The sequence below is a fragment of the Celeribacter sp. PS-C1 genome (assembly GCF_019429625.1).
Taxonomy (GTDB): domain Bacteria; phylum Pseudomonadota; class Alphaproteobacteria; order Rhodobacterales; family Rhodobacteraceae; genus Celeribacter.
Map to the genome: position 1 here is coordinate 16,471 of NZ_JAHXRW010000013.1, position 18,530 is coordinate 35,000.

Annotated in this window: 15 protein-coding genes, 1 tRNA gene and 1 riboswitch; of the genes, 10 read left to right on the forward strand and 6 right to left on the reverse strand. The window is 61.4% G+C overall.

Annotated elements, in window-relative coordinates:
• The first annotated feature begins 1 nt into the window (after position 1).
• The 8 genes from J5Y17_RS16130 (at position 2) to J5Y17_RS16165 (ending at position 10,987) form a co-directional block, all read left to right on the forward strand.
• Complete coding sequence (locus J5Y17_RS16130) at positions 2-856, forward strand: carbohydrate ABC transporter permease (protein WP_219786539.1); 855 nt, start codon at positions 2-4, stop codon at positions 854-856.
• A gap of 15 nt (positions 857-871) precedes the next feature.
• Positions 872-1,144, forward strand: a complete 273-nt coding sequence (locus tag J5Y17_RS16135; RefSeq protein ID WP_088652784.1) for a DUF2160 domain-containing protein — start codon at positions 872-874, stop codon at positions 1,142-1,144.
• Between the two features lie 57 nt (positions 1,145-1,201).
• Entirely contained in the window at positions 1,202-2,908 is a 1,707-nt protein-coding gene (locus J5Y17_RS16140; RefSeq protein ID WP_219786540.1) for an ABC transporter substrate-binding protein, read from the forward strand.
• A 102-nt stretch (positions 2,909-3,010) separates the two neighbouring features.
• Positions 3,011-4,495: a glycerol kinase GlpK gene (gene glpK, locus J5Y17_RS16145; RefSeq protein ID WP_219786542.1), complete on the forward strand. Its 1,485-nt coding sequence runs from the start codon at positions 3,011-3,013 to the stop codon at positions 4,493-4,495.
• Entirely contained in the window at positions 4,495-5,664 is a 1,170-nt protein-coding gene (locus J5Y17_RS16150) for an iron-containing alcohol dehydrogenase (protein ID WP_219786544.1), read from the forward strand. The genes glpK and J5Y17_RS16150 overlap by 1 nt, the downstream gene beginning before the upstream one ends.
• Before the next feature lie 55 nt (positions 5,665-5,719).
• Complete coding sequence (locus J5Y17_RS16155) at positions 5,720-6,286, forward strand: ImuA family protein (protein WP_219786546.1); 567 nt, start codon at positions 5,720-5,722, stop codon at positions 6,284-6,286.
• Positions 6,261-7,682 carry a DNA polymerase Y family protein gene (locus J5Y17_RS16160; RefSeq protein WP_255572157.1) on the forward strand — a complete coding sequence of 474 codons (1,422 nt, stop codon included), beginning with the start codon at positions 6,261-6,263 and terminating at the stop codon, positions 7,680-7,682. The genes J5Y17_RS16155 and J5Y17_RS16160 overlap by 26 nt, the downstream gene beginning before the upstream one ends.
• A complete protein-coding gene (locus tag J5Y17_RS16165) occupies positions 7,679-10,987 on the forward strand; it encodes an error-prone DNA polymerase (protein WP_219786550.1) in 3,309 nt (1,102 codons plus the stop codon). Before J5Y17_RS16160 ends, J5Y17_RS16165 begins: the two co-directional genes overlap by 4 nt.
• A gap of 43 nt (positions 10,988-11,030) precedes the next feature.
• Here J5Y17_RS16165 and J5Y17_RS16170 read toward each other — a convergent pair.
• Both J5Y17_RS16170 and trxC read right to left on the reverse strand, forming a co-directional pair.
• A tRNA-Ala gene (locus tag J5Y17_RS16170) sits at positions 11,031-11,106 on the reverse strand.
• Between the two features lie 58 nt (positions 11,107-11,164).
• Positions 11,165-11,626, reverse strand: a complete 462-nt coding sequence (gene trxC, locus J5Y17_RS16175) for a thioredoxin TrxC (RefSeq protein ID WP_219786552.1) — start codon at positions 11,624-11,626, stop codon at positions 11,165-11,167.
• Positions 11,627-11,697: 71 nt separating this feature from the next.
• On the opposite strand from trxC, the gene J5Y17_RS16180 reads away from it, so the two are divergent.
• Entirely contained in the window at positions 11,698-11,880 is a 183-nt protein-coding gene (locus J5Y17_RS16180) for a hypothetical protein (RefSeq protein WP_219786554.1), read from the forward strand.
• Here J5Y17_RS16180 and gcvP read toward each other — a convergent pair whose 3' ends face one another.
• From gcvP to gltX, 4 genes are all read right to left on the reverse strand, one after another.
• The gene (gcvP, locus tag J5Y17_RS16185) at positions 11,881-14,727 is read right to left on the reverse strand and encodes an aminomethyl-transferring glycine dehydrogenase (protein ID WP_219786556.1); all 2,847 of its coding nucleotides are present in this window, start codon (positions 14,725-14,727) and stop codon (positions 11,881-11,883) included. It abuts the gene before it with no gap.
• Positions 14,728-14,739: 12 nt separating this feature from the next.
• The gene (gcvH, locus tag J5Y17_RS16190; RefSeq protein WP_219786678.1) at positions 14,740-15,099 is read right to left on the reverse strand and encodes a glycine cleavage system protein GcvH; all 360 of its coding nucleotides are present in this window, start codon (positions 15,097-15,099) and stop codon (positions 14,740-14,742) included.
• A 32-nt stretch (positions 15,100-15,131) separates the two neighbouring features.
• The gene (gcvT, locus tag J5Y17_RS16195) at positions 15,132-16,271 is read right to left on the reverse strand and encodes a glycine cleavage system aminomethyltransferase GcvT (protein ID WP_219786557.1); all 1,140 of its coding nucleotides are present in this window, start codon (positions 16,269-16,271) and stop codon (positions 15,132-15,134) included.
• Between the two features lie 132 nt (positions 16,272-16,403).
• Positions 16,404-16,487, reverse strand: a riboswitch (glycine riboswitch).
• 139 nt (positions 16,488-16,626) lie between these two features.
• Complete coding sequence (gene gltX, locus J5Y17_RS16200) at positions 16,627-17,949, reverse strand: glutamate--tRNA ligase (protein ID WP_219786559.1); 1,323 nt, start codon at positions 17,947-17,949, stop codon at positions 16,627-16,629.
• A gap of 81 nt (positions 17,950-18,030) precedes the next feature.
• Here gltX and J5Y17_RS16205 point away from each other — a divergent pair, with 81 nt between their 5' ends.
• The gene (locus J5Y17_RS16205; RefSeq protein WP_219786561.1) at positions 18,031-18,447 is read left to right on the forward strand and encodes a metallopeptidase family protein; all 417 of its coding nucleotides are present in this window, start codon (positions 18,031-18,033) and stop codon (positions 18,445-18,447) included.
• Positions 18,448-18,530 lie beyond the last annotated feature (83 nt).

Consider the following 18,530-nt stretch of genomic DNA (forward strand, 5'->3'; position numbering starts at 1 on the left):
GATGACGGACGCAACCGCACTCACACCCGCCGCCACCAAACCGCGCAGCCTCCCCAAGGTGAAAGGCCGCGCCGTGGTGATGACGCTCTATCTTCTGTTCCTCATGTTGCCGATCTACTGGCTGTTGAACATGAGCCTGAAGACCAACGCGGAAATCCTCGGGAGTTTTTCGCTCTGGCCGCGCGATCTGACGCTGGCGAATTACATTACGATCCTCACCGACGAGGCGTGGTATATGGGCTACGTCAACTCGATGATCTACGTGGTGATGAACACGGTGATCTCGCTCGCAGTCGCGCTGCCCGCCGCCTATGCGTTTTCGCGCTACAATTTCTTGGGCGACAAGCACCTGTTCTTCTGGCTTTTGACGAACCGTATGGCGCCGCCTGCCGTCTTCGCCCTGCCCTTCTTTCAGCTCTATTCCTCAATCGGGCTGTTCGACACGCATATCGCCGTGGCTCTGGCGCATTGTCTCTTTAACGTGCCGCTCGCCGTCTGGATCCTCGAAGGTTTCATGCGCGGAGTGCCGAAGGAAATCGACGAGACCGCCTATATCGACGGCTATAGCTTTGGGCGCTTCTTCGTGAAGATTTTCATGCCGCTCATCGCCTCGGGCATCGGTGTGGCTGCGTTCTTCTGCTTCATGTTCTCTTGGGTTGAACTGCTGCTCTCGCGCACGCTGACCTCTGTGGACGCCAAACCCATCGCCGCCACCATGACCCGCACGGTCGGCGCGGCAGGCGTCGACTGGGGCGTGCTGGCCGCCGCCGGGGTGCTCACCATCGTGCCGGGCGCGCTCGTGATCTACTTCGTGCGCAATTACATCGCCAAGGGCTTTGCCCTCGGTCGGGTCTAAGAGGAGGAATTCGACATGGACTGGATGGCATGGACATGGCCGACCGCCGCCTTTTTCGGAACGATTGCAACGCTTTTGGTGATCTTCACCATTCTGGCGATCAAATTCCCCGAAACGCCGCGCGTTGGCGTATTGGGCATTGAGACCACGCGGGGGGATCGTTTGTTCATCACCCTTCTGGGCTCGGCCTTCATCAATCTTGCATGGCTCGGTCTGGTCGGCGCCAACCAAGCGCTCGCGCTTGTCGTTTGCCTGATCTTTGCAGCTATCGTCTTTCGCTGGGTCTGAGGAGGCCCCGCGACGGATCGACACCTAAAAACAAAGGTTCACATAGGGAGGAAACCAATGAACCATCGTCTCAAGACAACCACCGCACTGGCGTTAGGCCTCGGCCTTTTGTCGGTGCCCGCTTTCGCCGATATGGATGCGGCCAAGGCGTTCCTCGATGCTGAAATCGGCGATATGTCCGGGCTGTCCCGCGCCGATCAAGAAGCTGAAATGCAGTGGTTCATCGACGCAGCCCAGCCCTTTGCGGGCATGGAGATCAAAGTGGTCTCCGAGACCATCACCACGCACGAATATGAATCTCAGGTGCTCGCCCCCGCGTTCGAGGCCATCACCGGCATCAAAATCACCCACGACCTGATCGGCGAAGGCGATGTGGTCGAGAAACTGCAAACTCAGATGCAGTCCGGCGAAAACATCTATGACGCCTATGTCAACGACTCCGACCTGATCGGCACCCACTGGCGCTATCAACAGGTGCGCAACCTCACCGACTGGATGGCAAACGAAGGCGCGGATGTGACCAACCCCGGTCTCGATCTCGACGACTACATCGGCACCCAGTTCACCACCGCACCCGATGGCAAACTCTATCAGCTTCCCGACCAGCAGTTCGCGAACCTTTACTGGTTCCGCTACGATTGGTTCACCGATCCCGCAATCATGGCCGAGTTCAAAGAGAAATACGGCTACGACCTCGGCGTTCCGGTCAACTGGTCGGCCTATGAGGACATCGCCGAATTCTTCACCGGTCGCGAAATCGACGGTGTCGAGGTCTATGGCTCGATGGACTACGGCAAAAAAGACCCGTCCTTGGGCTGGCGCTACACCGACGCATGGATGTCCATGGCCGGGATGGGCGACAAGGGCGAACCCAACGGCCTTCCGGTCGATGAATGGGGCATCCGCGTGAACGAGAACTCCCAGCCGGTCGGCGCCTGTATGGCACGCGGCGGGGCGGCAAACTCTCCGGCGGCGGTCTATGCGGTTGAGAAAGCCATCGAATGGCTGAACAAATACTCGCCTCCGTCCGCCATGGGCATGACCTTCTCCGAGGCCGGTCCGGTTCCGGGTCAGGGCAACATCGCCCAGCAGATGTTCATGTACACCACCTTCGTCGCGCCTCTGGTCGACAGCCCGGCGGTGATGAACGAGGATGGCACCCCGAAATGGCGTCTCGCCCCCAGCCCGCATGGCGTGTACTGGGAAGACGGCATGAAGGTTGGCTATCAGGACGTGGGGTCCTGGACGCTGATGCAATCCACGCCCGAAGACCGCGCCAAAGCCGCTTGGCTCTACGCGCAATTCGTGGGCTCCAAGACCGTCGACGTGAAGAAATCCCACGTGGGTCTGACCTTCACCCGCGAATCCACCATCCAGCATGAGAGCTTCTCCGATCGTGCGCCGAAACTTGGCGGTCTCGTCGAGTTCTACCGCTCGCCTGACCGCGTGCGCTGGTCGCCCACCGGCACCAACGTTCCGGATTACCCGAAGCTCGCCCAGCTGTGGTGGCAGAACATCGGCGATGCCATGTCCGGCGCGAAATCCGCGCAAGACGCGCTCGACAGCCTCTGCTCTGACATGGAACGCGTGATGGAACGTCTCGAACGTGCTGGCATCCAAGGCGATCTTGGCCCTGTCATGAACGACGAGAAAGATGCCGCCGAATGGCTCGCCATGGAAGGCGCGCCGAAACCGGCCATCGAGAACGAACGCGAGGAGCCGCAAACCGTCTCCTACGACGAACTCGTCGCCTCCTGGCAGTAAGTTCTGAAAGAGGGCGGGATCACCGCCCTCTTTTGCCCCTCTTTTCCGTCCAGCGCTGGTGACATAGCTTTGGACCGAGCAGAGACCACCAAGGAGATGCATGTGACCTATATTCTTGCCATCGATCAGGGCACCACATCGACCCGCGCCATTCTGTTTGACGGAGACCTGTCCGTCACGGCCACCGCGCAGGAAGAATTCGAACAGCATTTCCCCAAAAGTGGCTGGGTCGAACATGACGCTTTCGATCTCTGGTCCACCACGGCGGCCACCTGTCGTGCGGTGATCGAGAAATCCTCGGCCGACGTGTCACAAATCGCCGCCATCGGCATCACCAACCAGCGCGAAACCACGCTTGTCTGGGACAAGACCACCGGACAGCCGGTCTACAATGCCATCGTCTGGCAGGACCGTCGCACCTCCGAGCTTTGCAAGACACTTAAGTCGGAGGGCTTCGAAGAGGTCGTCACGGAGAAGACCGGGCTGTTGCTCGACCCCTATTTCTCGGCGACGAAACTCAAATGGATTCTCGACAACGTGGAAGGCGCGCGAGACCGTGCCGAGGCGGGCGAGCTTTTGTTTGGCACGGTCGACAGCTGGCTGGTGTGGAAACTCACGGGCGGCAAGGTCCACGCCACTGACGCCACCAATGCAGCCCGCACCATGCTCTACGACATCCGCAAAGGCCATTGGTCCACCACCATTTGCAAACGCTTCGACATCCCGATGGCGATGCTGCCCGAGGTGCGCGATTGCGATGCCGATTTCGGCGAAACCCGCTCCGATCTCTTTGGCCGTCCGATCCCGATTTTGGGCATCGCGGGCGACCAACAGGCGGCCACCATCGGTCAGGCCTGTTTCAAACCGGGCATGGTGAAATCGACCTATGGTACCGGCTGCTTCGCGCTTTTGAACACGGGGGAGACGCCGGTGATGTCGCAAAACCGGCTGTTGACCACTATCGCGTATCGGATCGGCGGCAAGACGACCTATGCGCTCGAAGGCTCAATATTTATTGCGGGTGCCGTGGTGCAATGGCTGCGCGACGGGTTGAAGATCATCCGCGAGGCCTCAGAGACACAGCCCTTGGCCGAAAGCGCCGATGAAACGCAGGACTTGGTGCTTGTGCCCGCCTTCACCGGGCTGGGCGCACCCTATTGGAATGCCGAATGCCGGGGCGCGATTTTCGGGATGACACGCAACTCGGGGCCAGCGGAATTTGCCCGCGCCGCACTCGAAAGCGTCGGCTATCAAACCCGCGACCTGCTAGAAGCCATGCATGCCGATTGGCAGGGCGACGCCACCACAGCGCTGCGGGTTGATGGCGGCATGAGTGCCTCAGATTTTGCGATGCAATTCCTGTCCGACATCATCGACGCCCCCGTGGATCGTCCGAAAGTCTTGGAGACCACCGCGATGGGTGCCGCTTGGCTCGCCGGTCAACGCGCGGGCGTCTATCCCGATATGGAAGGCTTTGCCGCGACATGGGCACTGGATCGCACATTCGAGCCGCATATGGACGCTGCGACGCGTCAAACGAAATGTGACAGCTGGGCGCGCGCCGTACGTGCAACGATGCAGTTTTGATGTCAGGTCTCGCCGAAAGCCTCGCGGCTCAGCCGATTGCAGATGTTCCCTTCACCGCCCCCGCGCGGTGCCTGATCGGACGCAATGCCAAGGCGCAGGTCGCCGATGCAGTGAACGCCATGGGGCATCGGGTTTTCGTGCTCCGCAGCGCGTCGGTGGCCTGGGCCGATGTTTTCATCGCAGAACTGCAAACGCGGGGCCTCAACGTGACGACACAGATCGCCCGCGGAGAACCCACCGCCGATCAGGTGCGCGAGGCGGTAACCCAAGCGCGCGCATCGGATGCCGACTGTATCGTCGCCATCGGCGGCGGTGCGGTGATTGATCTGGGCAAGGCCGTCTCGGGTCTCTGCGTCTCCGAAGGCGATGTGTTGGATCATCTTGGACTTGGGTCTGATCCGGCGTCGAAGCTCAACGACCCGCTGCCCTTCGTGGCGGTTCCCACCACCTCTGGCACAGGCGCAGAAGCCACCCGAAACGCCGTGATCGGCGTGCCGGAACAAGGGCTCAAGATCAGCCTGCGCGACCCGCGTCTTGTGCCGGATTTGGCCGTGGTGGATGCCTCTTTGACCGATGGTCTGCCGAAACATCTGACGCTTTCCACGGGGCTTGATGCCCTGACGCAACTGATCGAGAGCTACCTTTCGAACCGTGCCAATCCGATCACGGATGCGCTCGTGCGTGGCATGATCGCGCCAGCCGCGGAGGCACTGCGCCACCTCATGACGCAGGAGGATCAAACCGCGCGCGACACGATGGCCAAGGCCAGCTACATAAGTGGTCTCGCTCTGGCGAATTCCGGCCTTGGGGTCGTCCACGGCCTTGCTGCGGTCATTGGCAGTCAGGGCGGCGCACATGGGGCAATCTGTGGTCGCCTGTTGCCCGCGGCCCTGACGGTCAACCGCGGAGCTATGGTGAACGCCGGCCTGTCGGTCACGCGCTTGGATGAGGTCGACGGCTGGCTGCGCGACGGTCTCGGACAGTCGTTGCAGGCTTTCATTGACGCAGAGGGACTGGCCTCGCTCACCGAACTGAAGTGCGGCCCCTCTCTTTGGTCCGAGATGGCCGAACGCGCGCGGACGGCCTCGTCAACACAGGCCAACCCGGTGCGTCTCTCCGCGTCCGAAATCGAACGGATTCTGGAACTGGCAGACGCGGCCGACCACTGAGATTGCGACGCCCCAACAGATTGTCGAAATCAAATGTTCCCATTATGTTCTCCTTATGCGAGTCGATTTCCACACTGTCTTTCCCCTGCGCCGCGGCCGGGTACATGAGGCCTATGGGCCCGGCTCCGTAGGCTTCGCCGTCATGAGCTTTGCCGCCATGGCGGCGTCAGGGGCATGCCTGTGGATTCGTGAGGGCTGGCTCTCCGACACGCTCACCCCACAGGGGCTTTTGCCTTTTTTCGATCCCGCCCGCGTGCTTCTGGCGCGCCCCAAGGATCAAACCGATGCGCTGGCCGTGGCCGAGGAGGCGTTGAAAGACGGCGCGGTCCCTGCTGTCATCATCGAAATCACGCGTCCGCTGAACCTGCGCGAGGGGCGGCGGTTGCAACTCGCAGCCAAGGCAGGCGGAACAACAGGGCTGTGTTTGATCTCCGAAGGCATGGGCTCGAACGCCGCCGAAACGCGGTGGCATGTTGCGCCGATCTTCACCACACAAAGCGAAGACTCGACTCTGATGCGATGGGAAATTAAAAAGAACAAATCAGGAACAAATGGGGCCTGGAATGTTCGATGGGATTCGAAAACGCGTCGTGTGCATGTGGTTTCCCCGGTTGGCGAGTGACCGGGTTCTGCGTGCACGCCCCGTGAACGGCCCCTTCGCGATCACCCTCAAATCGAACAACACCGAGCGGATCTATTGCCTCAACGAGACCGCCGAAGGCTTGGGCCTGACGCGCGGCATGAGCTTTGCCGATGCACGCGCCTTTTGCCCCGATCTGATCAGCCAGCCTGCGCGCCCCGATCTTGATGCCCGCTTCCTCGCCACCCTGCGCCGCTGGGCGACGCGCTATTGCCCTTGGGTGGGGCGTGATGGGCTGGACGGGCTGGTACTGGACGTCACCGGCTCAACCCATCTTTGGGGCGGCGAGGCGGAGATGCTGGCGGATATCGAAAGCCGCGCGATGCGGTCGGGCCTGACACTTCGTCTAGGATGTGCGGCGACCCGTGGTGCGGCTTGGGCCTTTGCGCATTTCGGCACTGGAACGGCGTCCCTGACCGACCTGCCGGTCGCCGCGCTGCGTCTTGAGGAGGCGACAGTGACAGCCCTGCAACGTCTCGGCCTGCGCAGCGTTGGCGATCTGGCGGAAGCTGCCCGTGCCCCGCTGACCCGTCGCTTTGGCCCTGATCTGCTGCTGCGCCTCGATCAAGCCATGGGCCACGTCCCCGAACCCGTCACGCCCGAGGTCGAACCACCGCGCTTTGCCACCCGCATGAGCCTGCCGGACCCCATTGGCCTCACAGAGGACGTGATGGGCCTCACCGCCCGGCTTCTGACCCCGCTCTGCGACAAACTCAACCGCTATGAGATGGGGGCGCGCCGCCTCACGCTGACCCTGCGCCGGGTCGATCAGGGCAGCCAGCAGGTCGAACTGCGCCTCGCCGCGCCGCTGCGCGACCCGCACCGCATCCTGCCCCTGTTCGAGCGCGGCGTGGGCGAAGTGGACGCGGGCTTTGGCATCGACCAAATCCGGCTAGAAGCTACACATGTCGAACCGCTCGCGGTGCAACAGATCGGCAGCGTCCAGACCTCCCCCGATCAGCTGAACGACCTGATCACCCGGATCGGCACGCGCATCGGACTGGAAAACATCCAACGCCTTCTCCCCGCCGACAGCCATATTCCCGAGCGCAGCTTTACCATCGCCCCCGCCGCCTTCAGCGTGCCGAGGAGCGCGTGGTCTTGCCTGCGCCCGCGCCCTTTGCGCCTGTTCCCGCCTGAACCCATTGCAGGACACGGCGCGGAGCCCCCCGCCCGCTTTCGATGGCGGCGCATGTCATTGACCACAGGGCGCGCCATCGGCCCCGAACGGATCGCGCCGGAATGGTGGCTCCCGGATGAGGCGTGGCGCTCGGGCTTGCGCGATTATTGGCGGATCGAGACCCGCGAAGGGCGACGCCTCTGGCTCTATCACACGCCGCAAAACCCCGGCTGGTTTGTGCAGGGGGAATTCGCATGAGCTACGCGGAACTCTGTGTCACTTCGAACTTCACCTTCCTCACCGGGGCCTCGCATCCCGAGGAGCTGATGCTGCGCGCCGCCGAGCTGGGGTTGGAGGCCGTGGCCATCACCGACCGCAACACTTTGGCGGGCGTGGTGCGAGCCTATTCAGCGCTCAAAACGCTCCGCGAAGAGGCCGCGGAACAGCTCCGTGTGCGCTCTTCCCATCAGGTTGATCCCTGCTCTCGACAGGAAATCGGCGCGCCACAAGACCTGCCGGTGCCGGACACCCCAAAGCTTCCGAAGCTCATCGTCGGCACCCGGCTTGTGCTGCGCGATTGCCCCGTCGAATGGCTGGCGCTGCCCACCGACCGCGCGGCCTATCATCGGCTGTCACGACTTTTGACACTCGGCAAACGCCGCGCAGAGAAAGCCGAGTGCCATCTTGACCTGCGCGATCTTGAGGCGGGCTGTCAGGGCATGATCCTCATTGCCTTGCCGCCGAAAGACCTAACGCGTGCTCAACCGGCCCTTCAAAAGCTGCAACGCCGCTACCCCGGTCACGTTTTTCTAGGCGCCGCGCCGCGATATGACGGCTCCGATCAGGCGTGGCTCGATGCCTGTGCCGCACTGGCGCTCCGCTGTTCAGCGCCGATGGTGGCGGTGGGCGATGTGCTTATGCATCACGGGCGGCGGCGGCGGCTCGCGGATGTGCTGACCTGTCTGCGCGAGGGGCTGACCATCGACCGGATCGGCACGAAGGCGCTGCCCAATGCAGAACGTCGCCTGAAAGGCGCCGCCGACATGGCGCGGCTCTATCGCAACCATCCGGCGGCGCTCAAACGCACGCTAGAAATCGCCGCGCGCTGTGGTTTCGATCTCTCCGAGTTAAGCTACGAATACCCGGACGAAATGTCCAAAGGGGAAACACCTCAGGCGCGTCTGGAACGCTTAGCGCGAGACGGGATCAAACGGCGGTATCCTCATGGCGCCTCACAACGCGTGCATGATCTGATGGAAAAGGAACTGAGCCTTGTCGGCGAGCTGAACTACGCGCCCTATTTCCTTACTGTCCATGACATTGTCCAAGAAGCCCGATCGCGCGGCATTCTTTGCCAAGGGCGCGGCTCGGCGGCCAATTCGATCCTCTGTTACCTTCTGGGCATCACCGATGTGTCGCCCGACATGATCGGCATGGTGTTTGAACGCTTCATCTCCCGCCATCGCGGCGAGCCGCCCGACATTGACGTGGATTTCGAACATGAGCGCCGCGAGGAGGTGATCCAGTGGATTTATGAGAAATACGGCCGCCACCGCGCGGGGCTTTGTGCCACCGTCATCCATTTCCGCACCCGCGCCGCGATCCGCGAAGTGGGCAAGGTCATGGGCCTTTCCCAAGACCTCACCGCGCGGCTCTCGGGCGACATCTGGGGGCTGACCAATTCCGGCGCGGATATGGAGCGGGCGAAAGAACTGGGCCTCAATCCCAAAGACCGGCGGTTGGCGCAGACGATTGAACTCATCGGCGAGATCATCGGCTTTCCGCGCCACCTGAGCCAGCATGTCGGTGGGTTTATCATCACGCGCGGGCGTCTCGACGAGCTTTGCCCCATCGAGAACGCAGCGATGGAAAACCGCACCTGCATCGAATGGGACAAGGACGACATCGACGCGCTTGGCATTCTCAAGGTCGATATTCTCAGTCTCGGGATGCTCACCTGTCTGCGTAAGAGTTTTGATCTGTTAGACGCGCATGAGAAGACCCGCCTGACCCTCGACACGGTGCCGCAAGAGGACCGCACGACCTATGAGATGCTACAACGCGCCGATGCGGTGGGGGTATTTCAGGTCGAAAGCCGGGCGCAGATGAACTTTCTGCCACGCATGAAACCCGCCACGTTTTACGATCTGGTGATCGAGGTCGCGATTGTCCGCCCCGGCCCCATTCAAGGCGGCATGGTCAAACCCTATATCCGGCGGCGTCAGGGATTGGAGGCACCCGAACCCTTTGGCCCTGCGCTCGCAGAGGTCACACGCAAGACCCTCGGCGTGCCGCTCTTCCAAGAACAGGCGATGCAGATCGCCGTCGTCGGCGCGGGCTACACCGCCGAAGAAGCCGACAAACTCCGACGTTCTCTCGCCTCCTTCCGGCGCATGGGCACCATCGGCGAGCACCGCGACCGTTTCGTGCGCGGCATGATGGGGAATGGCTACAGCCAAGAAATCGCGGAGGCCTGTTTTGGGCAGATCGAAGGCTTCGCCGATTACGGTTTCCCCGAAAGCCACGCGGCGGCCTTTGCCATGCTAACCTATGTGTCGTCCTGGCTCAAATGCCACCACCCGGCGGTGTTTGCCTGTGCCTTGCTAAACTCCCAACCGATGGGGTTCTACGCACCGGCCCAGATCGTGCGCGATGTGCGGGACCATGGTGTCGAGGTGCGGCCTGTCTGCGTCAACCATTCCGACTGGGACAATCAGTTGGAGCGACGCGCCGACGGGGCACTGGCGCTTCGGCTTGGATTTCGTCAAATCAAAGGCTTTCGCGAAGAGGACGCGGGCTGGATCGTGGCGGCGCGCGGCAACGGCTACCAAGACCCCGAAAGCGTCTGGCTGCGTGCGGGCGTCGCGCCCCATGTGCTCGAACGGCTGGCGGAAGCGGATGCCTTCATCGGCATGGGCCTGACGCGTCGCGACGCATTGTGGCAGGTCCGCGCCATTCGCGCCCCAAAACCGCTGCCGCTGTTCTCCGATCCGCTCGATGGCGAGGGCATTCGCGAACCGGAAGTGCACCTGCCGACCATGCATCTGGGCGAGGAGGTGGTGGAGGATTACGTCGCTCTGCGCCTGACGCTTCGTGCCCATCCGATGGAGCTTTTGCGCCCAACGATCCCCGGCCTGACACCGCACGACCGCTTACCCGTTGCGCCCCTCATCCGCACCACCGTCTGCGGCCTCGTCATCACCCGGCAACGTCCCGGCACGGCGTCAGGCGTAATTTTCCTGACGCTCGAAGACGAAACCGGCGTCTCTAACATTGTAGTCTGGCCCAAGGTTTACGATCGCTTCCGCCGCATTGTCATGGGCGGACGGCTTTTGCGCGTCACCGGGCGGCTGGAGCGTGAAGGAATCGTGGTGCATCTCATTGCTGATCACATTGAAGACTTGTCGCACAAGCTCTCCGAGTTGGGTCATCCACTCGACGACGCCATCGGCATCACCCAGCCGCAAGCCGACGACGCCCCACGACCACCGCGTTATCCGTCGCGTGCCAGACATCCGAGGGAGCAGGCGAAACGACTGTTCCCGAGCCGGGATTTTCATTGAGGGAGGACATGGGCGAACACCCCAAAGAGAAATTACATGAAATTGGTGGAGTCGATCGGGATCGAACCGACGACCTCGTCATTGCGAACGACGCGCTCTCCCAACTGAGCTACGACCCCACTCTGGCCAAAGAATTGGGTATGTCGGGCCGCAGAGTCAAGCGGCCCGATCCCGGTCTTAGCGCGGCAATTTGCCGTTCTGTTCGACGAAAGCCACGATATCGCGCGCCGGGCGGGCACCAGCGATACGGGCCACCTCTTTGCCGCCTTGGTAGAGGATCAGCGCGGGAATGCCGCGGATGCCGTTTTTCATCGACACGTTGGGGTGATCTTCGGTGTTGATCTTCGCGAACCGCGCGCGGCCTTTCAGCACCTGCGCCGCCTTGGCGAATTCCGGCGCCATCATCCGGCACGGGCCACACCACGGCGCCCAAAAGTCCACCAGCACCGGCAGATCATCCTTTTTCGACAGCGCCTCAAGCCCCTTCGGGTCCAGCTCCGCCACTTTGCCGGACATCAAAGGCTCGCCACAGGTGCCGCATTTCGGCCCTGCCGTGAGTTTCGCCACCGGCACACGGTTCACCTGACCACAGGTCGGACAGGCCAGTTTCACATCGGTCTTATCAAGAGCGGCGGCCATGGCCTGCCTCCTTTTCATATTCGAGTTAAGGAATATATGTAACCTGACACACCCCGGTTCAAGAGGTCAAAATGACACCCTTTCGCGATTTGCCATCCGAAGACCAAGCCCGCCTGCGCGCGGCCTATGAAGACGAAATGGCGCGCCAGACGACCACCTGTTTCATGGACGAGAAAATCAGCCGTTTCAACGCATGGCTCACGCCGCAGGGCGTCTCCTTTTCTGAGGACGACCTGCGGCCGAAGACGCGCTGATCACTCCGCCGCTTCGATATAGCTCTCGGGCGGCGGGCAGAGACAGATCAGGTTGCGGTCGCCGTAGGCATTGTCGACGCGGCCCACCGGCGGCCAATATTTGTCGACGCGAAATGCGCCCGGCGGGAAACAACCCTGTTCGCGCGGGTAAGGCCGATCCCAGTCGGCTACCAGATCGTTCACCGTATGCGGCGCATGTTTCAGCGGGTTGTTGTCTTGCGGCAGTTCACCGGCCTCAATCTGAGCGATCTCATGACGGATCGACAACATCGCCTCACAGAAGCGGTCCAACTCTGCCTTAGTTTCACTCTCCGTCGGCTCGATCATCAGCGTGCCGGGGACAGGAAAGGACATGGTCGGCGCGTGGAACCCGCTGTCGATCAGGCGCTTAGCGATGTCATCGACGGTGACCTCAGTGGTCTTCTCAAACCCGCGTGGATCGACGATGCACTCATGCGCAACACGGCCCTGTTTGCCTTTATAAAGCACCGGGAAAGCGTCGTTCAAACGTGCTGCGATGTAGTTGGCGTTCAAAATCGCCACCTTCGTCGCCTGCGTCAGACCCGCACCGCCCATCAGCATGCAGTAGGCCCAGGAGATCGGCAGGATCGAGGCGGAGCCGAAATTCGCCCCCGACACCGGCCCAATGTCACCCGAGCCATCCGGCGCACCAGGGAGGAAGCGGGCAAGGTGTGCTTTGACCCCGATCGGCCCCATGCCGGGACCGCCGCCGCCATGCGGAATGCAGAAGGTCTTGTGCAGGTTGAGGTGCGACACGTCGGAGCCGATCTCGCCGGGTTTCGCAAGCCCCACCAAGGCGTTGAGGTTCGCGCCATCGAGATAGACCTGCCCACCGTGCTCATGTGTGATGCGACAGACCTCTTTCACCGTCTCCTCGAACACCCCGTGCGTCGAGGGATAGGTGATCATACAGGCGGCGAGTTTATCCCCCGCGGCTTCCGCCTTGGCGCGGAAATCATCCAGATCAATATCGCCATTTTCGGCGGTTTTCACCACCACGACCTTGAGGCCGACCATCTGCGCAGAGGCCGGATTGGTACCATGCGCAGACATCGGAATGAGACAGATATTGCGCCCGCCCTGCCCGTTCGCGCGATGGTAAGCCTGAATGGTCAAAAGCCCGGCATATTCGCCCTGCGCGCCGGAATTCGGCTGCATCGACATGGCGTCATAGCCGGTGATCTCGCAGAGCTTGGCGCTCAGATCGTCGATCATGTAGCGATAGCCCTCGGACTGATCCTCCGGCGCGTAGGGGTGAATGGCGTTGAACTCGGGCCAAGTGATCGGCATCATCTCGACGGCCGCGTTCAACTTCATCGTGCAAGATCCAAGCGGGATCATTGCGCGGTCCAAGGCCAGATCGCGGTCGGCCAGACGCCGCATATAGCGCATCATCTCGCCCTCGGCGCGGTTCATGCCGAAAATCGGATGCTCCAGATAGGCCGTTTCACGCACAAGCTTTTCCGGGAAGCCAAGACCGGGGAAGCCTCCCGGCACCTCCGCCTCATGCCCGAAAGCGCGCCAGACCGACTGGATCACCTCGTCATCGGCCATTTCGTCCATCGAAATCCCGATCCGATCCTTGCCCACCTTGCGCAGGTTCAGACCTTCGGCCACGGCAGAGCGCAGGATCACCCCCTGCATCGCGCCGACCTCGACCGTGATCGTGTCGTAAAACGCGGTGGGGGAAACTTTGAAGCCTTCGGATTTCAGCCCCTCGGCCAGTTTCACGGCCTTGGCGTGGATCTGTTCGCCAATGGCGCGCAAGCCCTGCGGTCCGTGGAAAACCGCATAAAACGACGCCATGACGGCGAGCAACGCCTGCGCAGTGCAAACGTTCGAGGTCGCCTTTTCGCGGCGGATATGCTGTTCGCGGGTTTGCAGCGACAGGCGATAGGCGCGATTGCCGCTGGCATCCACAGACACGCCGACGATGCGTCCGGGCATGGAGCGCTTCATCGCATCCTTGCAGGACATGAACGCGGCATGCGGTCCACCGAACCCCATCGGCACACCAAAGCGCTGCGCGGAACCGACAGCAATGTCGGCATCCATAGCGCCGGGGTCCTTGAGCATGGTCAGCGCCATCAGATCGGTCGCCATCACCGCCACAGCTTTGACCTCATGGAGGGCTGCAATCTGGGCGGTGAAATCCTGCACATCGCCGTAAGTGCCGGGATATTGGAAGATCGCGCCGAAGACGTCTTCGGGCACCAAAGCGCACGGGTCAGCGATGATCAGCTCGATCCCCAGAGGGGCGGCGCGGGTTTTCATCACCTCGATGTTCTGCGGGTGACAGTTTTCGTCGATGAAAAACGCCTTTGCCTTCGATTTCGCGACGCGCTGCGCCATGGTCATCGCCTCGGCACAAGCCGTGGCCTCATCGAGCAAGGACGCGTTAGCGACCGGCAGGCCGGTGAGATCGCTGACCATGGTCTGGAAGTTCAGCAAAGCCTCCAGACGCCCCTGCGCGATCTCCGGCTGGTAGGGCGTGTAGGCCGTATACCACGCGGGATTTTCGAGGATATTGCGCTGGATCGCGGGCGGCGTGGCCGTGCCGTAGAAGCCCTGCCCTATCAGAGAGGTCATCACGAGATTGCGCTTGGCCACCTTGCGGATATGGCCCAGCACCTCATGTTCGGTCATCGGCGCCCAGTCGAGCGGCTCCATCTGACGGATCGCCATCGGCACGGTCTCGTCGATCAAGGCATCGAGAGACGTGGCGCCGATCACTTTGAGCATCTCGGCCATCTCGTCGGGAGACGGGCCGATGTGCCGGCGGTTGGCGAAATCATAGGGGTTATAGCTCGACGGGGTATAGGCCACGGTGCGCGTTCCTTACGAGATGAAGTCTTTGTATTCCGCTTCCGACATGAAGTCGTCGAGCGCGGAGAGGTCTTCGATCTTCATTTTAAAGAACCACGCATCCCCCATCGGGTCCTCGCCGACCTTGCCCGGATCTTCGGTCAGCGGGTCGTTCACCTCGACGATTTCACCGTCCAGCGGCGCGAGAATGTCGGAGGCTGCTTTGACGCTCTCGATCACCACAACCTCATCGTCTTTCGACACGGTGGTGCCCTCTTCCGGCAGTTCGATGAAGACCACATCGCCCAGTTGCTCGGCGGCGTGTTCGGTGATGCCGACAACGATCAGATCGTCCTCAACGCGGAGCCATTCGTGTTCTTCGGTGAATTTGATGTCAGCGGCCATAAATAAGGTCCCTATAGAGTTTAGCGTTTGTAAGAGGTGGCGTGGAACGGCATCGGAGCGACCGTCACAGGCAGGCGTTTGCCGCGCAGTTCCGCGAAGATTTCGGTGCCGTTTGTGGCAAGTTCCGTGGGCAGATAGCCCATAGCAACGGGGCATTGGGCCGAGGGGCCGAAGCCGCCGGAGGTGATTTCGCCGATCTGATCGTCGCTCTCAGCCGTGGCAAAAAGCGGCGTGCCTTCGCGCATCGGCGCGCGGCCCTGTGGCAAGAGGCCGACGCGTTTGCGCTCTGCTCCGTTGTGAAGTTCAGATAGGATACGATCCGCGCCGGGGAAGCCGCCCTCGCGGGCGCCGCCGGAGCGACGGACTTTTTGAATGGCCCAGGCGATATTGCCCTCAACCGGCGAAGTTGTGGTGTCGATGTCATGGCCATAGAGGCAGAGCCCGGCTTCCAATCGCAGACTGTCGCGAGCGCCGAGCCCGATGGGTTCGACCTCTTCCATGGCAACCAGTTTTTCGGCGACGTCCGTCGCAAGCGCGGCGGGGATCGAGATTTCAAACCCGTCCTCGCCGGTGTAGCCCGAGCGCGAAATCCACCATTCGACATGGTCGATGGTGATGCGCACAGAATCCATGAATTTCAACTCCGTGACCTGCGGCACCAGACGCGCCAGCGCCGCCTCGGCCATCGGGCCTTGCAGCGCCAAAAGCGCACGGTCGGTGATTTCCGTGACCGTGACATGATCCGGCAGGGTGGCGTTCAGATGCGCGATGTCTTCCACTTTACAGGCCGCGTTCACGACCAGAAACAGCCCATCGCCGGTGTTGGAAATCATCAGATCGTCGAGAATGCCACCCGTCTCATCGGTGAAAATCCCATAGCGTTGACGCCCCGGCGCAAGCCCCAGCACATCCACAGGCACGATGCATTCCAAGGCCAGAGCCAGCGCCTCGAACCCTTCGGGAGAGCTCAGCATCACCTGCCCCATATGCGACACATCGAAAAGCCCCGCGCCCGCCCGCGTGTGCAGATGCTCTTTCATCACGCCCATGGGATATTGCACCGGCATCTCATAGCCCGCAAAGGGCACCATCTTGGCGCCCTGCGCGATGTGAAACTCGTAGAGCGGTGTGCGCATGAGCGCCGTCGCATGATCCGACATTCTATCCCCTTTGCATCTCTCTGGCACCACGACCCTAAGCCGTCGGCGCCCTTATGATGCCCCCTCTGTCCTATGTGCCTGAGATCGTTATCCCTTCGGCGGAGGTGTCACACCCCTCTCTCCAGAGTCCTTGACCGTGCGAAGGTCCGTTTACCTGAGAGTTTTCCGGGGCGGTTGCTCCTTCGGTAGGGGATACCCTTCTCCCAACGCACGATTTGCCGCGACATTATGCAAGCGCAAGATTCGGGACAAGCCGAAAATATTTCCGATAGGAAACTTACGACATTTCGACAGTAAAAAGCCGCCATGCGGGAGATCCCGAGGCGGCTTTTTGTGTGATTTTGAACAGAAGTGCTTAAAGTGTCGGCTTTTTCTGCATCAACGGCAAGACGTTAGACATGTCCGGACCATGCGCCATACCGGTCACGGCCTTGCGCAGCGGCATGAACAGGCCCTTGCCCTTACGGCCTGTCGCCTCTTTCACGGCCGTCGTCCACTCTTTCCAACTGTCCGCCGTGTAGGGCGGTTCAGGCAGCATGGCGAAGGCCTCGGCGATGAAGTCTTTGTCCTCATCATCCACCAGCGGCGCGGCGCCATCACGGAACATCTCCCACCAGCCTTTCATATCGGCTTTGACGGTGATGTTTTCGCGCACGACGGTCCAGAACGGCTCGGCGATCTCCGCGGGCACGCCAAGGGCGGCCACGTCGTCCGCGACATCCGCAAAGGGTTTGGCGTGGTTGATCTGCGACGTCAGGGAGAACAAATCTTGGCTATCGAATTTGGTCGGAGCGGCGCCAAAATGCGACAGATCGAAGCCTTCGACCAACTCCTCCATGGAGGTCCGCAGCTCGACCGGCTGCGACGAACCAAGACGCGCCATCAGGGACAAAAGCGCCATCGGCTCGACCCCCGCCGCGCGCAGGTCGCGCAGGCTGAGCGTGCCGAGACGTTTCGACAGCGCCTCGCCCTGCGGGCCGGTCAAAAGCGAATGGTGCGCAAAGGACGGCACGGAGCCGCCAAGCGCCTCGATGATCTGGATCTGCGTCGCGGTGTTGGTGACGTGATCGGAGCCGCGCACGATGTTGGTCACGCCGAAATCGACATCATCGCAGACCGAGGCCAGCGTGTAGAGAAACTGACCGTCGGCACGGATCAGCACCGGATCGGAGACGGAGGCTGCATCGATCGAGATGTCGCCCAGAATGCCGTCATTCCATTCGATACGCTCCTGATCGAGTTTGAAGCGCCACACACCATCGCCACGCTCGGCGCGCAGCGCGTCTTTTTCGGCCTCAGTGAGCGCCAGAGCGGCACGGTCGTAGACCGGCGGCTTGCCCATGTTCAGCTGTTTCTTGCGCTTTAGATCGAGCTCAGTCGGCGTCTCGAAGGCCTCGTAGAACCGGCCTTTCTCGCGCAGTTCATCGGCGGCGGCGTGGTAACGGTCCAGACGCTCGGATTGCTTTTCAAAGCGATCCCAGGTGAAGCCCAGCCATTCGAGATCTTCAAGAATGCCGTCGGCATATTCCTGTTTCGAGCGCTCCTGATCCGTGTCGTCGAGACGCAGAATGAACTGCCCCCCGGCCTTGCGGGTAATCAGATAGTTGAACAGCGCGGTGCGCAGGTTGCCGACATGAATAAAGCCCGTGGGCGAAGGCGCGAAACGTGTGACGATCATCGTGGGTCTCCTGTTGCGCTTCCTCTTTCATATCGCGGCCAAAGAGTCCATATCGGAGCCAGTCCCAACCGGAGGTCAGACATGTCTTCACCGCTTCTTGATGCAACCGCGCCCGATCTCGATGTGATCGAGGACATCGCCCGCGCCACGATGAACGACCTGCCGCCCGCTTTCAAAGTGCTGGCCTCGAATGTGTCACTGACGGTGATGGATTTCGCGCCGGAGGACTTGCTGGCCGAGATCGGCATCGAAGACCCTTTTGAGTTGACCGGGCTTTATACCGGCATTCCGATGACCGAGAAATCGACAATGGATCAGGCCATGGCGCCCGACACGATTTGGCTGTTTCGTCGGCCCATTCTGGACGAATGGTGCATGCGTGGGAATGTGACGCTGCAACAGATGGTGGCACATGTCACCGTGCATGAGCTGGCGCATCATTTCGGCTGGTCGGACGAGGACATCGCGACCATCGACAAGTGGTGGGAATACGAGTGAGCCGGGCCTTTTCTCACCTGACGCAATTGTCATCCAGCCGACGAGAAGCTGTGCTATTCTGATGTCAATCTTATCCGAAACCG